The sequence below is a fragment of the Vibrio proteolyticus NBRC 13287 genome (assembly GCF_000467125.1).
GTDB classification, from domain to species: Bacteria; Pseudomonadota; Gammaproteobacteria; order Enterobacterales; family Vibrionaceae; genus Vibrio; species Vibrio proteolyticus.
Map to the genome: position 1 here is coordinate 211099 of NZ_BATJ01000001.1, position 14916 is coordinate 226014.

Sequence of the window (14916 nt, forward strand, 5' to 3'; positions counted from 1 at the left end):
GCCAGTCACTTATTACGTCGATTATCGCCAAGCAATCGCCAGAGTGTGAACCAACTCATCCGATCCATAAATCTTTCATGATTTTGCCATTTTTTAAACACGGAACTGAAACATTGCATCACCAAGATAGCCAGCAAACGAAACAAAAGAACTCTCGTTCGAAACTAAAAAAGGGAACAACAATGAATAAGCTATGGTTAGCAGGACTGGCAGCAGCCAGCGTCTCTGGTTCAGCACTGGCAACGACGGAAATCACCTGGTGGCATGCCATGGGCGGCCAGTTGGGAGAAACGGTGAACAAAATCGCTTCCGATTTCAATGCTGCGCAAACAGAGTACAAACTGACACCAGTGTACAAAGGCAGCTACACAGAAACGCTGACGGCTGGTATTGCTGCGTTTCGCGCAGGTGAAGCTCCTAACATTCTTCAGGTATTTGATGCCGGTGCCGCAACCATTATGAGCGCTAAGGATGTCGCCAAACCCGTGCAGGACATCATGGTAGAGTCTGGCTATTCATTTAACGCGCAGGATTACTTGTCTGGCGTGCGAAACTTCTACGCAGACAACCACGGCAAAATGATCGGCATGCCATTTAACAGTTCAACGCCGGTGCTCTACTACAACAAAGATCTGCTCAAAGAAGTGGGGGCAGAACCACCGAAGACCTATGAAGAAATGGAAACGGTGATGAAGAAGCTGGCCGACAAAGGGCATGCTGGGTTTTCGCAATCTCTGACGCCTTGGATCATGTTTGAAAACTTCAAATCCCGCCACAACCTACAGCTGTCGGACAACAACAACGGTTACGACGGACTGTCGAGCAAAATCATGTTCAACACCAAAGACATGATGATGCATGTCCAAAAACTAAAAGCATGGTCTGACGAAGGTTACTACAAGTATTACGGCAGCGACTGGGACGCAAACCAAACACCATTCGAACGTCAGGAAGTCGCGATGTGGATGGGCTCATCCGGTTCATTTGGCGGGCTGAGAAATCGGGTTAAGTTTGATTTAGGAACGACCTACCTCCCTTACTGGGAATCGATCACCAAAAAACCAACGCATACCTTTATTGGCGGCGCCGCCCTGTTCGCACTCAACGGCCATGACAGCAATCAGGATAAAGGCGTAGCAGCGTTCTTCGCTTATCTGACCAAACCTGACACTCAGAAGTACTGGCACGAAACCACTGGCTATGTTCCGGTGACTGAGGCCGCCTACGAGCTCACTAAAGCATCAGGTTACTATCAAGAGCAGCCAGATGCCGAAGTCGGTGTTAAGCAACTGAGCTTGACCGACGGCAAGTGGACAAAAGGCTACCGTTTGGGTTACTACCCACAAATCCGCGAGGTGATGCACCGTGAATTCGACAATATCTTTGCTGGCCGTGAAAGCGTTGAGCAAGGTTTGAATAAAGTGGAAAACGAGAGCACTAAGTTGCTGAAGCGTTTTGCCCGCACGGTGAACTAACCACCACTGGCCTCTGCTCCCATCAGTAGAGGCCGTTTCTTTGTCTGTCACAGGCTTGTCTTTGATTTAACCTGGAATGAGTTGTGGAACGTCGTCAACAATTTCGTCACACCCCGCTGCCTTACCTGCTGCTGGCACCTCAGATTATTATCATCGCGGTGTTTTTCTTCTATCCGGCCGCTAAGGCGATTTATCTCTCTTTTATGCTGGAAGACCCATGGGGCATGTCATCGGTTTTTGTCTGGTTTGAAAACTATCAGATGCTGTTTGATTCCTCGGAGTACTTAGATTCCATCGGCTTTACGCTGCTATTCGCCGTTGTGGTTTCATTTCTTTCACTGGCGATTGCTCTGCTGCTTGCGGTCAAAGCCGACAATGTGCTGCATGGCCAAGGCCCGTATAAAATCACCCTCACCTGGGTGTACGCGGTTGCGCCTGCAGTGGCTGGCATCATCGGGGGCTTTTTGTTTAATCCGCACATCGGCGTGCTTAGCCACCTATTCAGTCAGTTGGGCTGGAATTTCAGCTTTCAGACCGACCCATTTGATGCCAGCGTAGCCCTGATTCTGGTTTCGGTATGGAAGCAGGTCTCCGTCAACTTTATCTATTTTCTGGCGGGTTTGCAGTCCATCTCTTATGCCGTAAAAGAAGCGGCCACACTGGACTGTGTCAGTGATTCAAAACGTTTCTGGACCATCACTTTCCCGCTGCTGGCTCCAACGGGCTTTTTCTTGCTGGTTATCAACCTGACGTACGCCTTTTTCGAAACCTTTGGCGTTATCGACACCATGACCTCTGGCGGCCCGGGAGGAACCACCACATCACTGGTATACAAAGTCTATCGTGATGGATTTGTGGGCGCCGATCTCGGTGGAAGCTCGGCTCAATCAGTCGTGCTGCTTCTGTTGGTATTGGTCCTGACGTTCATTCAATTCCGCTTTGTCGAAAAGCGGGTGCATTACTGAGGAAAGAACATGAAATCCAACAAACTTTCCGATCATCTGATCTTAATTCTCGGGGCTCTGTTTATGCTGGCACCGATCTGGCTGATATTTGCCAGCTCCACGCACGATCCTAATACGATCGTCAGTGACGGTCTACAGTGGCGGCTTGGCGATCATTTGGTGTCCATCTATCAGGAAGCCTGGGATAAAAGTCTCGGCTTCGCGGGCAACGTGACCGCGAAAACGATGATCATCAACTCTATGGTCATGGGACTGGGTTTTGCGATTGGCAAAATCATCATTTCCATGATGGCTGCATTCGCATTGGTTTATTTTCGCCTGCCTTATGCCGCCCTGTGGTTCTGGTTGATTTTTGTCACCCTATTACTGCCGCTGGAAGTGCGGATCATTCCGTCTTACGAAGTGGTATCCAGCCTCGGCATACTTAACAGCTATACCGGATTGATTCTCCCCCTGATTGCCTCTGCCACCGCGACCTTTTTCTTTCGTCAGTTCTTTAAAACCATCCCTGATGAACTGCTGGAGGCGGCTCAACTGGATAATGCCGGACCCGTACGCTTTTTCATTGATATTCTGTTTCCACTTTCCAAAACCATGATGGCGGCGATATTCATCATTATGTTCGTCGTCGGCTGGAACCAGTATTTGTGGCCAATCATGATGACCACCGATGAGAGCTATAACACCATCGTGATGGGCATCAAACAGATACTCAACAACATCAATGAAACCAGCCTGCCCCGCTATGATTATGCCTTTGCCATGGTCATTCTGGCGATGCTGCCTCCGGTGGTGATCGTGATTGTATTCCAGCGCTGGTTTGTGAAAGGACTCGTCGAAAGTGAAAAGTAACGCCCTCATCAGCACACACAATGTACATAACATCGTAACCACCGCTCAGGATAGCCGTATGAATATGTTAGAACTTAAGAGCCTGATCAAAACTTACGAAAATGGCCATCAAGCGGTCAAAGGCATCAACCTGGCCATCCGACAAGGTGAATTTATCGTTTTGGTCGGTCCATCTGGGTGTGGAAAATCCTCCGTACTGCGCTCTATTGCCGGGTTGGAAGCCATCAGTGGCGGTGAGATCCACCTTGGAGGCCGCCGGGTAGACAGCGAAAAGCCAGCCCTGCGTGACATCGCCATGGTTTTTCAGAATTACGCGCTTTACCCACATATGAGTGTTTACGACAACCTGGCGTACGGACTTAAAAACCGTGGTGTGGATAAAGCCACTATCGCCAGAAAAATTGCCTCCGTCTCGAAGACACTCAAAATTGAAGACTATCTGGACAGGAAACCGGCCAAGTTATCCGGAGGTCAGCGCCAGCGCGTCGCCATGGGACGGGCAATCGTTCGCGACCCTCAGTTATTCCTGTTTGATGAACCGTTGTCGAATCTGGATGCCTCACTTCGCGCCCACATGCGACTGGAAATTAAAAGGCTGCAACGTGAGCTCGGCGTAACCAGCATCTACGTAACCCACGATCAGGTGGAAGCCATGACACTGGCCGACCGTATCGTTGTACTCAATCAAGGTGATATTGAACAGATTGGCACTCCGGCAGAAGTCTACCACCAACCCGCCAGCACGTTCGTCGCCAGTTTCATCGGCAGCCCGGCGATGAATTTCCTCCCCGCAACGCTGGATAAGGGCTATCTGACGTTTGGCGAGCAGCGCATCTATCTGCCCGATTATGCTGACGTTGCTCACTGTCACGTAACACTCGGCATTCGTCCGGAGCATGCGGAACTGTCGCCATCAGAACACACCATGTCTCTGACACTGGATATCAGCGTTGTTGAGCCGCTTGGGCCTAACCAGTTGGTGCACGGACAGGTACAACAGGCACCTTTCATCGCCGTCACACCCGAAGTGGCCTTTGATACGGCTCAGCCATTAACGCTTCACATCGCACCTTGCAACCTGCACCTGTTCGATGACAACGGCAAGCGTATGTGCCCTTTCGCGCTGACTCAACAAACCGTAGCTTAGAAGGATTACCGTGAGTTTATCTTCCAGACAAAAAGAGATACTCAGCTATCTTCAGCAAGCGCACGGCGTGCTATCGAGTTCACTGCTCTCAGAAAAGTTCGCCGTGTCAGTACAAACCATACGTAAAGATATGAACGATCTGAGCGACAAAGGTATGGTACGTCGCGTACACGGCGGGATTACCTTACCGAGTGACAATGACAACCTGTCGTTTACCAATCGCGACATGCTCAACCTGTCCGCCAAACAAACCATTGCACAGTGTGTGGCCGATGAGTTGCCCGAAGGTAGCAGTATTTTTCTTGGTATCGGCACCACCCCAAAGCATGTTGCGCATGCGCTGCTCGATCATCCTGGCCTGACGGTTGTCACTAACAACATCAACGCCGCCTTAACGCTCAGTCGCAACCCGAATGTGGCTGTGCATCTGGCCGGAGGCGCCGTCCGTTCATCGGATGAAGATACGGTTGGCGAATCCGCCACCCACTTTTACCGCCAGTTCAATATCCGCATTGGTATCTTCGGTGTGGGTGGTTTAGGTGATGGTGGCCAGTTACTGGATTTCACGCCGGAGGAAGCGAGCCTGACCCGCGCCATCATTGAACAAAGTGAACAGTGTTGGTTAGTTGCAGACAAAACCAAGTTAGGGCGTTATGCTCCGGTGGTCAGCGGTAAGCTGTTTGAAATACAAAGAATGTTTGTCGACGAAGACACCATCGACATCGCGCGCCTGTGCCAGTTGAATCAGGTCGAGTTGGTGGTTGCCCAGTCTCGTGAGGAATAATTATGTCGCCAATAATTGTCGGTCACCGTGGTGTGGCCGGTCACTATCCGGAAAATACCCGCGTCAGCGTTCAGGCCGCCATCGATATGGGGTTGAAATGGGTCGAAATCGATGTTCAGCCAACCAGAGACAACGTCCTGATCGTCTGTCATGACCACACTATTGACCGTTGCAGTAACGGCAAAGGACGTGTTGATCAGTACACGCTGGCCGAGTTACAGCAGTTTGACTTTGGTCAATGGTTTTCAGCCCAATTTGCCGGCGAACCCGTCATGACACTGGCTGAACTGCTTCAACTTGCAGCGGAGCACGGACTGGGGCTCAATATTGAAGTCAAAGTGGATCGTCACGATGTAGCCAGCGTCGCTGCCCAATTGAAAGAGCAGTTGGACCAAGGCCCTCTCCCGCAATCGCAGATCCTGTTGTCCAGTTTCAGTCACGGAATTATTCGTGAGTTGCATCAGCATTGCCCGGGCTACCGTTTAGGCGTGCTGAGTGAACGGCTTTCAAAAAAAGACTGGGACGTTCTGCGCGAAGTCAACGCCTTCAGTTGTAACCTGAACTACACCTGGACCTCGGAAAAACACATCGATGAGCTGCACCAGCATGGCTATCAGGTGTGGTGTTACACCGTCAATCGGGCAGAGAAATTTAAACATCTGGATAAGGTGGATGCTATCTTCACCGATTACCCGGAACGTTTGTTAACCCTCGGTTGTGCATCATCATGATAATAGAGCCTTCCATTTGGATTTGGGTACCACTAGCGCTGGCAACACTGGCCGGGCTGCTTGGCCAGCCCAAAACCAGTTACGGTTTGTTGGCCGCCGCGATTTTTGGTGCGTTGCTGGAAGAGCGTCTATCTCTTCAGGCGTTAGCTACTGTACTGATCGGTTTGGGTGTGGCCTTTTTTGCACCTCGCCAGGACAGTGTCTGGAAAAAAGCCATTGCATATGGGTTCGTGCTGATCTGGTCGCTGGCCATGTTTGCGCACTTACTGCCTGGCTTTGCCAACCTGAAAGTACTGCACAGTGTCGTTAGCGGCCCCCAGAGCGTGCCGTTCAACATGCATCTCAACCTCGACAAACCCTTGGTGTTTTTCGCCTTGCTATTGGCTTATCCGATGTTGCTCGGTCAAGCTAAGACCGTCAACCTGAAAGTCTTATTGGCCTCTTCAACACTGTTGATCGTCCTGCTCCCGATTGCCACTGGCACCGGGGCAATTCGACCTGAGCTGACACTGCCTGACTGGTGGTGGCTATTTGCCCTTAACAATCTTCTCTTCACCTGTGTTGCCGAAGAGGCGTTATTTCGTGGTTTCATCCAACAATCTCTCACACGACGCTTTGGGTGGGTCGCAGGGCTGGTCGTCGCCAGTTTGTTATTTGGCCTGGCCCATTTCGCTGGCGGCATCACGCTGGTTCTGTTCGCGACGCTGGCCGGGTTAGGATATGGCCTGATGTTCCACTTTGCCGGACGATTATCGGTCGCTGTGACCGCACACTTCTTGTTTAACTTTGCCCATCTGATTTTCTTTACCTACCCCGTCGCCATTAGGTAAATTCCCCCAGACAAAACACCGGATCAACGTATCCGGTGTTTACATTCATGTTATTAATATATCTGTGACAACTGCGTGTTACAGATTGATTAAAAACGAATAATTCTCGTTTTTTGCATTTTTATCCTAAGGTTTGGTGATTTTATAAAACTCCAGGGAGGAGATAATGAAATATACCAAAACGTTACTGGCTATGGTTCTTTCCGCCACTTTTTGTCAGGCTTACGCCGAAGACAAAGTGTGGATCTCAATTGGTGCGGACGCCAATCAAACGGTGATGAAGTCCGGGGCAGAATCCATTCTTCCGAATTCCGTCGCCAGCAGTGGTCAGGTGTGGGTTGGACAAGTCGATGTCGCTCAGCTCGCTGAGCTTTCGCATAATATGCACGAAGAGCATAATCGCTGTGGTGGGTACATGGTACACCCTTCAGCGCAAAGTGCGATGGCGGCAAGTGCGATGCCCACTACGCTAGCCAGCTTCGTGATGCCGCCGATTACACAGCAGGCGACCGTCACAGCGTGGCTGCCTCAGGTTGACGCGTCACAAATCACCGGGACCATCAGTTCGCTGGAGAGCTTCACCAACCGTTTTTACACCACCACTTCTGGAGCTCAGGCCTCGGACTGGATAGCCAGCGAATGGCAGGCTCTGTCAGCCTCTCTGCCCAATGCCAGCGTCAAGCAAGTGTCTCACTCAGGCTACAACCAAAAGTCGGTCGTTATGACCATTACAGGCTCAGAAGCGCCTGACGAGTGGATTGTGATTGGTGGTCACCTTGATTCGACCATTGGTTCACACACCAACGAACAAAGTGTTGCACCGGGTGCGGATGATGATGCTTCGGGTATCGCAGCCGTCACTGAAGTGATCCGTGTGCTGTCAGAGAACAACTTCCAACCAAAACGTAGCATTGCCTTCATGGCTTATGCCGCTGAGGAAGTCGGCTTGCGTGGTTCACAAGATCTGGCGAATCAGTATAAATCCGAAGGTAAAAACGTGGTTTCCGCCCTGCAACTGGACATGACCAACTACAAAGGTTCTGCCCAAGATGTCGTGTTTATCACCGATTACACTGACAGCAACTTCACTCAATATCTGACGCAGCTAATGGACGAGTATTTGCCGAGTCTGACTTACGGTTTCGATACTTGCGGGTACGCCTGTTCTGATCACGCATCATGGCACAACGCTGGCTACCCCGCCGCCATGCCGTTTGAGTCGAAGTTCAACGATTACAATCCGCGTATTCACACCACTCAAGATACGTTGGCGAACTCCGATCCAACCGGCTCTCATGCCAAGAAGTTCACTCAGTTAGGTCTTGCTTATGCGATTGAAATGGGCAGCGCAACCGGTGACACACCAACACCAGGCAATCAGCTGGAAGACGGTGTGCCTGTCACCGATTTGTCTGGTAGCCGAGGCAGCAACGTATGGTATACGTTTGAACTGGAAACCCAGAAAAACCTGCAAATCACCACCTCTGGTGGCTATGGTGATCTGGACTTGTATGTGAAGTTTGGCAGTAAAGCCAGCAAACAGAACTGGGATTGCCGCCCATATCTCAGTGGGAACAACGAAGTCTGTACGTTCAACAATGCTTCACCAGGCACCTACTCCGTCATGCTGACAGGGTACTCCAACTACAGCGGAGCCAGCCTGAAAGCCAGCACTTTCTGACATACGTCACTAAAAAAGCCCTGAGCATAATACTCAGGGCTTTTGATTATAGACGTGCAGTAATCACGTCAATCTCCTGCTGCCATTTGGCCTGCAGCGCTGGCTTCTGATGTTTGGGCTTGCGCCGTTTATCGTCTTTCAGCAACTGTTCCAGTTCCAACAAACGTTCTAATAACGCATCATCGTCCTGTTGTGGCTCCACCGGAGAGTGACAAGCAGCTAAACGATCGAAGTCACTTTGCCGTCCAACGTGACCATCCGCATGCAATTGCTGATAGACCTCTTCCACGCTCAGGTACTCCGTTAACTCGCCATGTTGGATCAGCCAGAACCGATTACAGCTTTGCTCTATCAGCTGTCGGTCGTGACTCACGATCAGCGCTCCACCCGGATACGTTTTCAAGGTCTCAAATAACTCTTCTTTCCCTTCCAAATCCAGGTGGTTGGTTGGCTCGTCGAGAAACAGCATGTGGTAGCGCGCCAGCGTCAAACCAATAAACAACAACCTGGCACGCTCACCACCACTTAATGACGAGACGCTTTGCTGATGACGCTGATACTCAAACCCGGCGCTAATCAACGCCTGTTTGCGCATATCATCGCTCAATGGTGCAAAATCGCTCAGCGCTTCATTCAGCCCTGCCTCATCTTGTAGCTGTTGCAACGACTGATCGTAGTACCCCAATTTACATTGAGGATGGAGTTTGACACCGACAGTTTCGCGCTGTTGATAGTAGCTGTAGAGTTGCTTGAGCAATGACGATTTCCCTGTGCCATTGCTGCCCATGATCGCCACCCGATCGCCGCTTTTTACCTGCTTGTTGACGACATCAAACAGATGGACGGATGACTGTGGAGGCCTAACACTCAATTGTTCGATATCGATTAAGCGATTGGCCGGCAGCGCATCACCCTGCAAACTGAGAGTCCATGGAGCCCCGTCTGTCAGGCGGGTTTGTTGCTCGACCAGACGCTCTTTTCTGGCCTGCATGGTTTTGGCTTTACGGGCTAGATCTTCGTTGTCGTAGACCTTACCCCAGGTTGCTAGGCGTTTCGCACTCTGCTCCAGACGATCAATCTCTTTTTGCTCACTGGCATGACGCTGCAAATCTGCTTCGTCCCGCTCGGTCAGAGCGCCCCGTGCCAGAGAACAAGGCATCGAAAAGTGATGCAAGGTGCGATCTCGCATGATCCAGGTAGCATTGGTTACCCGGTCAAGCAATGCCTGATCATGTGAAACCACCACAAAGGAGCCTTTCCAGTGATTCAGAAAGTTCTCCAGCCACAACAGTGCTGGTAAGTCTAAATGGTTGCTCGGCTCATCCAGTAACAGCAGATCAGGTTGATTGATGATCGCCCGGGCCAGCAGCAGGCGCATGTGTTGTCCACCACTCAGGCTGCCAACGGTCAGGTGCCAGTCTGAATCTGAAAAGCCCAGCTCAGACAATAACTGTTCAGCTCGCCAGGTTTCACCTTGGCTGACTTTCTCCTCTAATGCCTGGATGAGGGTCGCCTGCGCCAGACGTTGAGGCAGGTGTTGTTCGACATAAGCCAGTATGCAACGGTTAGCGATGATGACTTGCCCGTTGTAGTCCTGTTCAACACCACTGATTTGTTTAAGCAACGTGCTTTTGCCACAACCATTGTGGCCAATCAGACCGATGCGGTCGCCTTGATTGATGGTAAAACTGACCTCTTCAAACAGAGGAGAAGAAGCAAAAGAAACGCTTAGTGATTGTGCAGATAGATAAGTACTCATAAAAACTCAAGAATTTTGGGCGCAAAGCGCCTTTGTCAGTTGCTGACAATAATTCTCCGAGCTCGAGTGAAGAGAACTCTTTTTGATTGCTGCCTTACGGCAGTCATAGATTCTAAATTTCGCTCAAGTCGGGATTATCGCAGCGCGAAGTCACAAACTCTTGAGCGAGCCTCTATAGCAAAGAAGCTTGCGTTGAACAAACGACACTGATGCATAGGGGACCTCCTTTTCAACGTTGAGGGAAACAGCATGTTTCCGGTGATTCGGTAACATAATCATAAACACAGGCGCCATACTCAGGCAAATACTGTGTCGAATAACAACGCGTAACTGCCTGTCTGATCTCAGTTTCTTTGCCTCAAAGTCAAAAAAGCCCGTTAGCAGACACCTAACGGGCAAAGGTTGAGAGAAATTCTGTCAGATTACTGCGCGTCCGGCTGATTCTCCGGCGCGGCTTCAACGAACGCCGGTAGCTGGTTTAAACGCTCCACAATGGCACCTAACAGCGGAAAATCTGTCATATCGATACCAAAGCGAATCGCGTTGTAAACCTGCGGAACCAGGCAAACATCGACCAGTGAAACGGTATCACCGACGCAGTATTGCCCTGCCCGACCATCCAACTTGTGCTCCAGAGCCCGAAAGCCGGTTTCGATCCAATGACGAATCCAAACTGACTTCTGTTTCTCTTCAACGGACAGTTCGTTAGTCAAGTATTGCAGCACTCTCAGATTGTTCAGAGGGTGGATATCGATAGCAATGTCCTGAGCCAACGCCTTGGCTGCAAAACGTGCCTCACCGAACAGTGGTGTGATTGGGCAATCGGGATAACGTTCATCGAGATAATCAATAATTGCTAACGACTGGTTAAGCACCATCTCACCATCCACCAGAACCGGAACCAGTTGACTTGGATTCAGCGCTTGATACTCGGCGCTGTGTTGCTCACCACCGTTGTTCACCAAATGAACCGACTTTTGCTGATAGGCCAGTCCTTTCAGATTCAGAGCAATGCGAACCCGATAGGCTGCCGAAGAGCGCCAATAGCCATAGAGAGTGCGTTCGGACATCAGTACTTCACCACTTTTTGGTTTATGGCACCAAATATACTGTGCCCATCCTGATCCCGCATTTCGATACGGATGGTGTCACCAAATTTCATGAAGCTGGTTGATGGCTGGCCATCACGAATGGTTTCAATCATGCGCACTTCTGCTATACAGGAGTACCCGACCCCACCTTCAGAAATTGCTGTACCGTAGTCTGTCCCTTGTTTGTTCGACACAGTACCAGACCCAATGATTGCCCCGGCAGACAGCGGACGCGTTTTCGCCGCATGCGCCACCAGTTCAGGGAATTCAAAAGTCATATCAACCCCTGCATTCGGACAACCAAATGCTTCTCCATTGTAGAAAGACAACAATGGCAAGCTGACTTTACCACCATCCCATGCATCACCCAGTTCATCGGGTGTCACGGCAACCGGTGAAAACACCGAAGAAGGCTTGGACTGGAAGAAACCGAACCCTTTTGCCAGCTCGGCAGGAATCAGTCCGCGCAATGACACGTCATTGACCAGCATCAACAAGCGGATCGACTGCGCCGCCTCCTGCCTGCTGGCGCCCATCGGTACATCCCCGGTCACAACCGCCACTTCGCCTTCGAAATCGATGCCCCACTCTTCGCTACCCAGTGGTATGTCATCACAAGGACCGATAAACGCATCGGAGCCTCCCTGATACATCAGTGGGTCAGTCCAGAAACTCGGTGGCATTTCCGCGCCACGAGCTTTGCGCACTAACTCAACATGGTTGACATAGGCGGAACCATCCGCCCACTGATAAGCGCGGGGCAGCGGCGATTCACACACCGACGGGTCAAATGGCATCTCATTCACCAGTTCACCGGCGTTCAGCGCCTGATAGACTTCCTGTAGCTGGGACTCAACACGCGGCCAGTAATCCAGCGCCTGCTGCAGATTCTCCGCCACATCCGGTACCGGAACACATTTGCTCAGATCGCGGCTTACCACCACGAGCAAGCCGTCGCGAGATTTGTTTTTCAGGGTTGCTAACTTCATTTCTTATCCCTATTTTTCTGGATGCTCTTTCCAGCTGTAGACGTATTCTTTGTTTTCAACCTGTTGCGCTTGCGGGCTGAAGTTCAATGCGTGACGGGTATCGATCATGACCGCCACTTCATCGGTAAATTTCTTCTTGTATTCGCGTCCGGCTTTAAATGCTTTCGGGTGCGGGCCGTGCGTAAACCCGGCCGGATGAAATGTCACCATGCCAGCTTCAATGTTGTCGCGGCTGAAGAAATCTCCCGCGTGGTAGAACAGTACTTCGTCGTAGTCGTCGTTGTTGTGATAAAACGGGACTTTTAACGCGCCCGGATCGCTCTCAATCGGACGAGGCACAAACGTACATACCACAAATCCCTGCCCCACAAAGGTGGTGTGCGCCGAGGGTGGCAAATGATAACGATGTGACATCAATGGGCGAATGTCTCGCCAGTTGAGTTTGACCACCGCCAAATCGCCGTGCCAACCAACTGCGTCCAATGGATTAAACGGGTACGTCACCACGCTGACCTGACCGTGACGTTTGAGGTGAACCTGAGTCTGATCCTCGGAGTATTGCGCACGAAATGATTCGTTGATCGACGGTACTTGAAGCACCGCAGGATCAAACACCGCGTGGTTGCCGACCAACCCTTTTTCAGGCAGAGAATAGGCCGCATCGGTATTTTCAATCATCAACACGAACATCGGCGCTTTGGGTTCAAGACGCCAGTTGGTCGAGCGTGGGATCATCACATAATCCCCTTCACCAACTTCCAGATGACCATAATCACAATACAGATCGGCTTGGCCCTGATGGATAAACAGCAGTTCATCCCCGTCGGCGTTACGGACCAGAAAATCCATTTTTTCGTCCAGTCGCCAGATGCGCACCTTACAATCGGCATTGTGCAGCAGATCCGGCACTGCCCATGGAGAGTGCTGGGCGGCAGTTTCAACCAGATTAAAATTGAAAGCACGCGGTCGTAGCTCGCCTTCCCACTCGCTCCAACCCGTGGGGGCGTGCTGATGGTGGAAATGGGCCGCTGGGCCGAAGAATCCACTTCGGCCCGCTTCCCGTTCATAAATCGCCTCTTCCGGAAAATCTGCGTGTGCCTGACGAGAACACACTCCCTCCCGGTGAGGGAATGTGATCCATTTATGCATCGCTCAGCACTCCACGACGAATCTGATCTTCTTCTATCGATTCAAACAGCGCTTTGAAATTACCTTCACCAAAGCCTTCATTGCCTTTACGCTGGATGATTTCGAAGAACACAGGACCGATAACGGTTTGAGTGAAGATTTGCAGCAGAATGCCATCTTTCATCGGCGCGCCATCGATCAGAATTTGCAGTTCACGCAGTTTGTCGACATCCTCGGTATGCCCTTCCACACGAGCGTTGACTTTCTCGTAGTAGGTGTCTGGTGTCGGCATAAAGTCCATACCACGTTCGCGCAGTGTGCTGACGGTTTTGTAGATATCATCAGTACTCAGAGCGATATGCTGGATACCTTCACCATTGTACTCACGGATGAATTCTTCAATCTGCGATTTATCGTCCGATGATTCATTAATCGGAATACGAATTTTGCCACATGGTGCTGTCATGGCGCGGCTAACCAGCCCCGTCAGTTTCCCTTCAATGTCGAAATAACGGATTTCACGGAAGTTACCAATACGCTCGTAAAAACCGGCCCAGACATCCATGTTGCCCTGCTTCACATTGTGTGTCAGGTGATCAATGACGTAGAGGCCCGCATCCATTTTCTTCAGGCGCTCTTGTGCATTGTCGTAGAATTTGAAGTCCACGTCATAGATGCTGCTGCTACCATAGCGGTCCACAAAGTACAGCAGGCTTTCACCAATGCCGTAAACGGCTGGAATACTCAGTTCCATCGGGCCGATTTCGGTTACGTACTGTTTCGCGCCGTTAGCAAGCGCATGCGCCATCGCTTGCGCAGAATCGTGTACACGGAAAGCCATGCCACACACGGAAGGGCCATGTTCTTTCGCAAACTCTTCTGCCTGACTATGAGGCTGAGCGTTGACAATAAAGCTGATCTCGCCCTGACGATACAGCCACGCCTCTTTTGAGCGGTGCTTCGCGATCTCCGCAAAACCCAGCGAACTGAACAGTGCTTTCAGGTCGGCAATGCCTTTCTCATTTGCAGCGGTATATTCCACAAACTCAAAACCATCAGTGCCCAGTGGGTTGTACGATTCAGTCATGCTCTACTCCTTTAGGTTCATCACAGGGGCGTCCACACGCCCTCACAAAGCGGTATGTATTAAAGGTGAAGCACAACCAATAAAAAGGAAATACAGCAGGCTAAATAGCTGTAATAAAAAGAAATGACGGACATTGTCACAATAAATTTACATAAATTAAACAACCTTTACATTGTTTGCATTAAACACCAGCTAAACTGATGTTTAGAGGCAAGTTTTTACTGTGTAACGAAACTCAGACGAGCACCCTGCAGGTGTAAATCTGTTACGCGGAAAGTACCGCTTGAATTACACAACAGGATTTCGAACAAAACGCTACGCAATCGATTCCCTATGCAACTTAGGTTTTTTGTAATTTAGGTGTGATTGTCGCGGAATGACAATTGTTTATTTATGG

At 50.5% G+C, this 14916-nt stretch carries 13 protein-coding genes; 8 read left to right on the forward strand and 5 right to left on the reverse strand.

Going from position 1 to position 14916, the window contains the following annotated elements; translation table 11 throughout:
• The first annotated feature begins 182 nt into the window (after nucleotides 1-182).
• From VPR01S_RS00925 to VPR01S_RS00960, 8 genes are all read left to right on the forward strand, one after another.
• A complete protein-coding gene (locus tag VPR01S_RS00925) occupies nucleotides 183-1475 on the forward strand; it encodes an extracellular solute-binding protein (RefSeq protein ID WP_021703403.1) in 1293 nt (430 codons plus the stop codon).
• An 83-nt stretch (nucleotides 1476-1558) separates the two neighbouring features.
• Nucleotides 1559-2440 carry an ABC transporter permease subunit gene (locus tag VPR01S_RS00930; protein ID WP_021703404.1) on the forward strand — a complete coding sequence of 294 codons (882 nt, stop codon included), beginning with the start codon at nucleotides 1559-1561 and terminating at the stop codon, nucleotides 2438-2440.
• Nucleotides 2441-2449: 9 nt separating this feature from the next.
• The gene (gene ugpE, locus VPR01S_RS00935) at nucleotides 2450-3292 is read left to right on the forward strand and encodes a sn-glycerol-3-phosphate ABC transporter permease UgpE (protein WP_021703405.1); all 843 of its coding nucleotides are present in this window, start codon (nucleotides 2450-2452) and stop codon (nucleotides 3290-3292) included.
• Nucleotides 3293-3356: 64 nt separating this feature from the next.
• Nucleotides 3357-4439: a sn-glycerol-3-phosphate ABC transporter ATP-binding protein UgpC gene (gene ugpC, locus VPR01S_RS00940; RefSeq protein WP_040902178.1), complete on the forward strand. Its 1083-nt coding sequence runs from the start codon at nucleotides 3357-3359 to the stop codon at nucleotides 4437-4439.
• A gap of 10 nt (nucleotides 4440-4449) precedes the next feature.
• The gene (locus VPR01S_RS00945) at nucleotides 4450-5223 is read left to right on the forward strand and encodes a DeoR/GlpR family DNA-binding transcription regulator (protein ID WP_021703407.1); all 774 of its coding nucleotides are present in this window, start codon (nucleotides 4450-4452) and stop codon (nucleotides 5221-5223) included.
• 2 nt (nucleotides 5224-5225) lie between these two features.
• A complete protein-coding gene (locus VPR01S_RS00950; RefSeq protein WP_021703408.1) occupies nucleotides 5226-5954 on the forward strand; it encodes a glycerophosphoryl diester phosphodiesterase in 729 nt (242 codons plus the stop codon).
• Nucleotides 5951-6784 carry a CPBP family intramembrane glutamic endopeptidase gene (locus tag VPR01S_RS00955; protein WP_021703409.1) on the forward strand — a complete coding sequence of 278 codons (834 nt, stop codon included), beginning with the start codon at nucleotides 5951-5953 and terminating at the stop codon, nucleotides 6782-6784. The genes VPR01S_RS00950 and VPR01S_RS00955 overlap by 4 nt, the downstream gene beginning before the upstream one ends.
• Before the next feature lie 166 nt (nucleotides 6785-6950).
• Nucleotides 6951-8465 (forward strand): M28 family metallopeptidase, encoded by a 1515-nt coding sequence (locus VPR01S_RS00960; protein ID WP_021703410.1) that lies wholly within the window; start codon nucleotides 6951-6953, stop codon nucleotides 8463-8465.
• Between the two features lie 46 nt (nucleotides 8466-8511).
• Here VPR01S_RS00960 and VPR01S_RS00965 read toward each other — a convergent pair whose 3' ends face one another.
• The 5 genes from VPR01S_RS00965 to hppD all read right to left on the reverse strand — a co-directional run bounded on the left by VPR01S_RS00965 (nucleotide 8512) and on the right by hppD (nucleotide 14519).
• Complete coding sequence (locus tag VPR01S_RS00965) at nucleotides 8512-10224, reverse strand: ABC-F family ATP-binding cassette domain-containing protein (RefSeq protein WP_021703411.1); 1713 nt, start codon at nucleotides 10222-10224, stop codon at nucleotides 8512-8514.
• 422 nt (nucleotides 10225-10646) lie between these two features.
• Nucleotides 10647-11294, reverse strand: a complete 648-nt coding sequence (gene maiA, locus VPR01S_RS00970) for a maleylacetoacetate isomerase (RefSeq protein ID WP_021703412.1) — start codon at nucleotides 11292-11294, stop codon at nucleotides 10647-10649.
• Entirely contained in the window at nucleotides 11294-12304 is a 1011-nt protein-coding gene (locus VPR01S_RS00975; RefSeq protein WP_021703413.1) for a fumarylacetoacetate hydrolase family protein, read from the reverse strand. The genes maiA and VPR01S_RS00975 overlap by 1 nt, the downstream gene beginning before the upstream one ends.
• A gap of 9 nt (nucleotides 12305-12313) precedes the next feature.
• Nucleotides 12314-13453 (reverse strand): homogentisate 1,2-dioxygenase, encoded by a 1140-nt coding sequence (locus VPR01S_RS00980; RefSeq protein ID WP_021703414.1) that lies wholly within the window; start codon nucleotides 13451-13453, stop codon nucleotides 12314-12316.
• Nucleotides 13446-14519 (reverse strand): 4-hydroxyphenylpyruvate dioxygenase, encoded by a 1074-nt coding sequence (hppD, locus tag VPR01S_RS00985; protein WP_021703415.1) that lies wholly within the window; start codon nucleotides 14517-14519, stop codon nucleotides 13446-13448. Before hppD ends, VPR01S_RS00980 begins: the two co-directional genes overlap by 8 nt.
• Nucleotides 14520-14916: the final 397 nt, after the last annotated feature.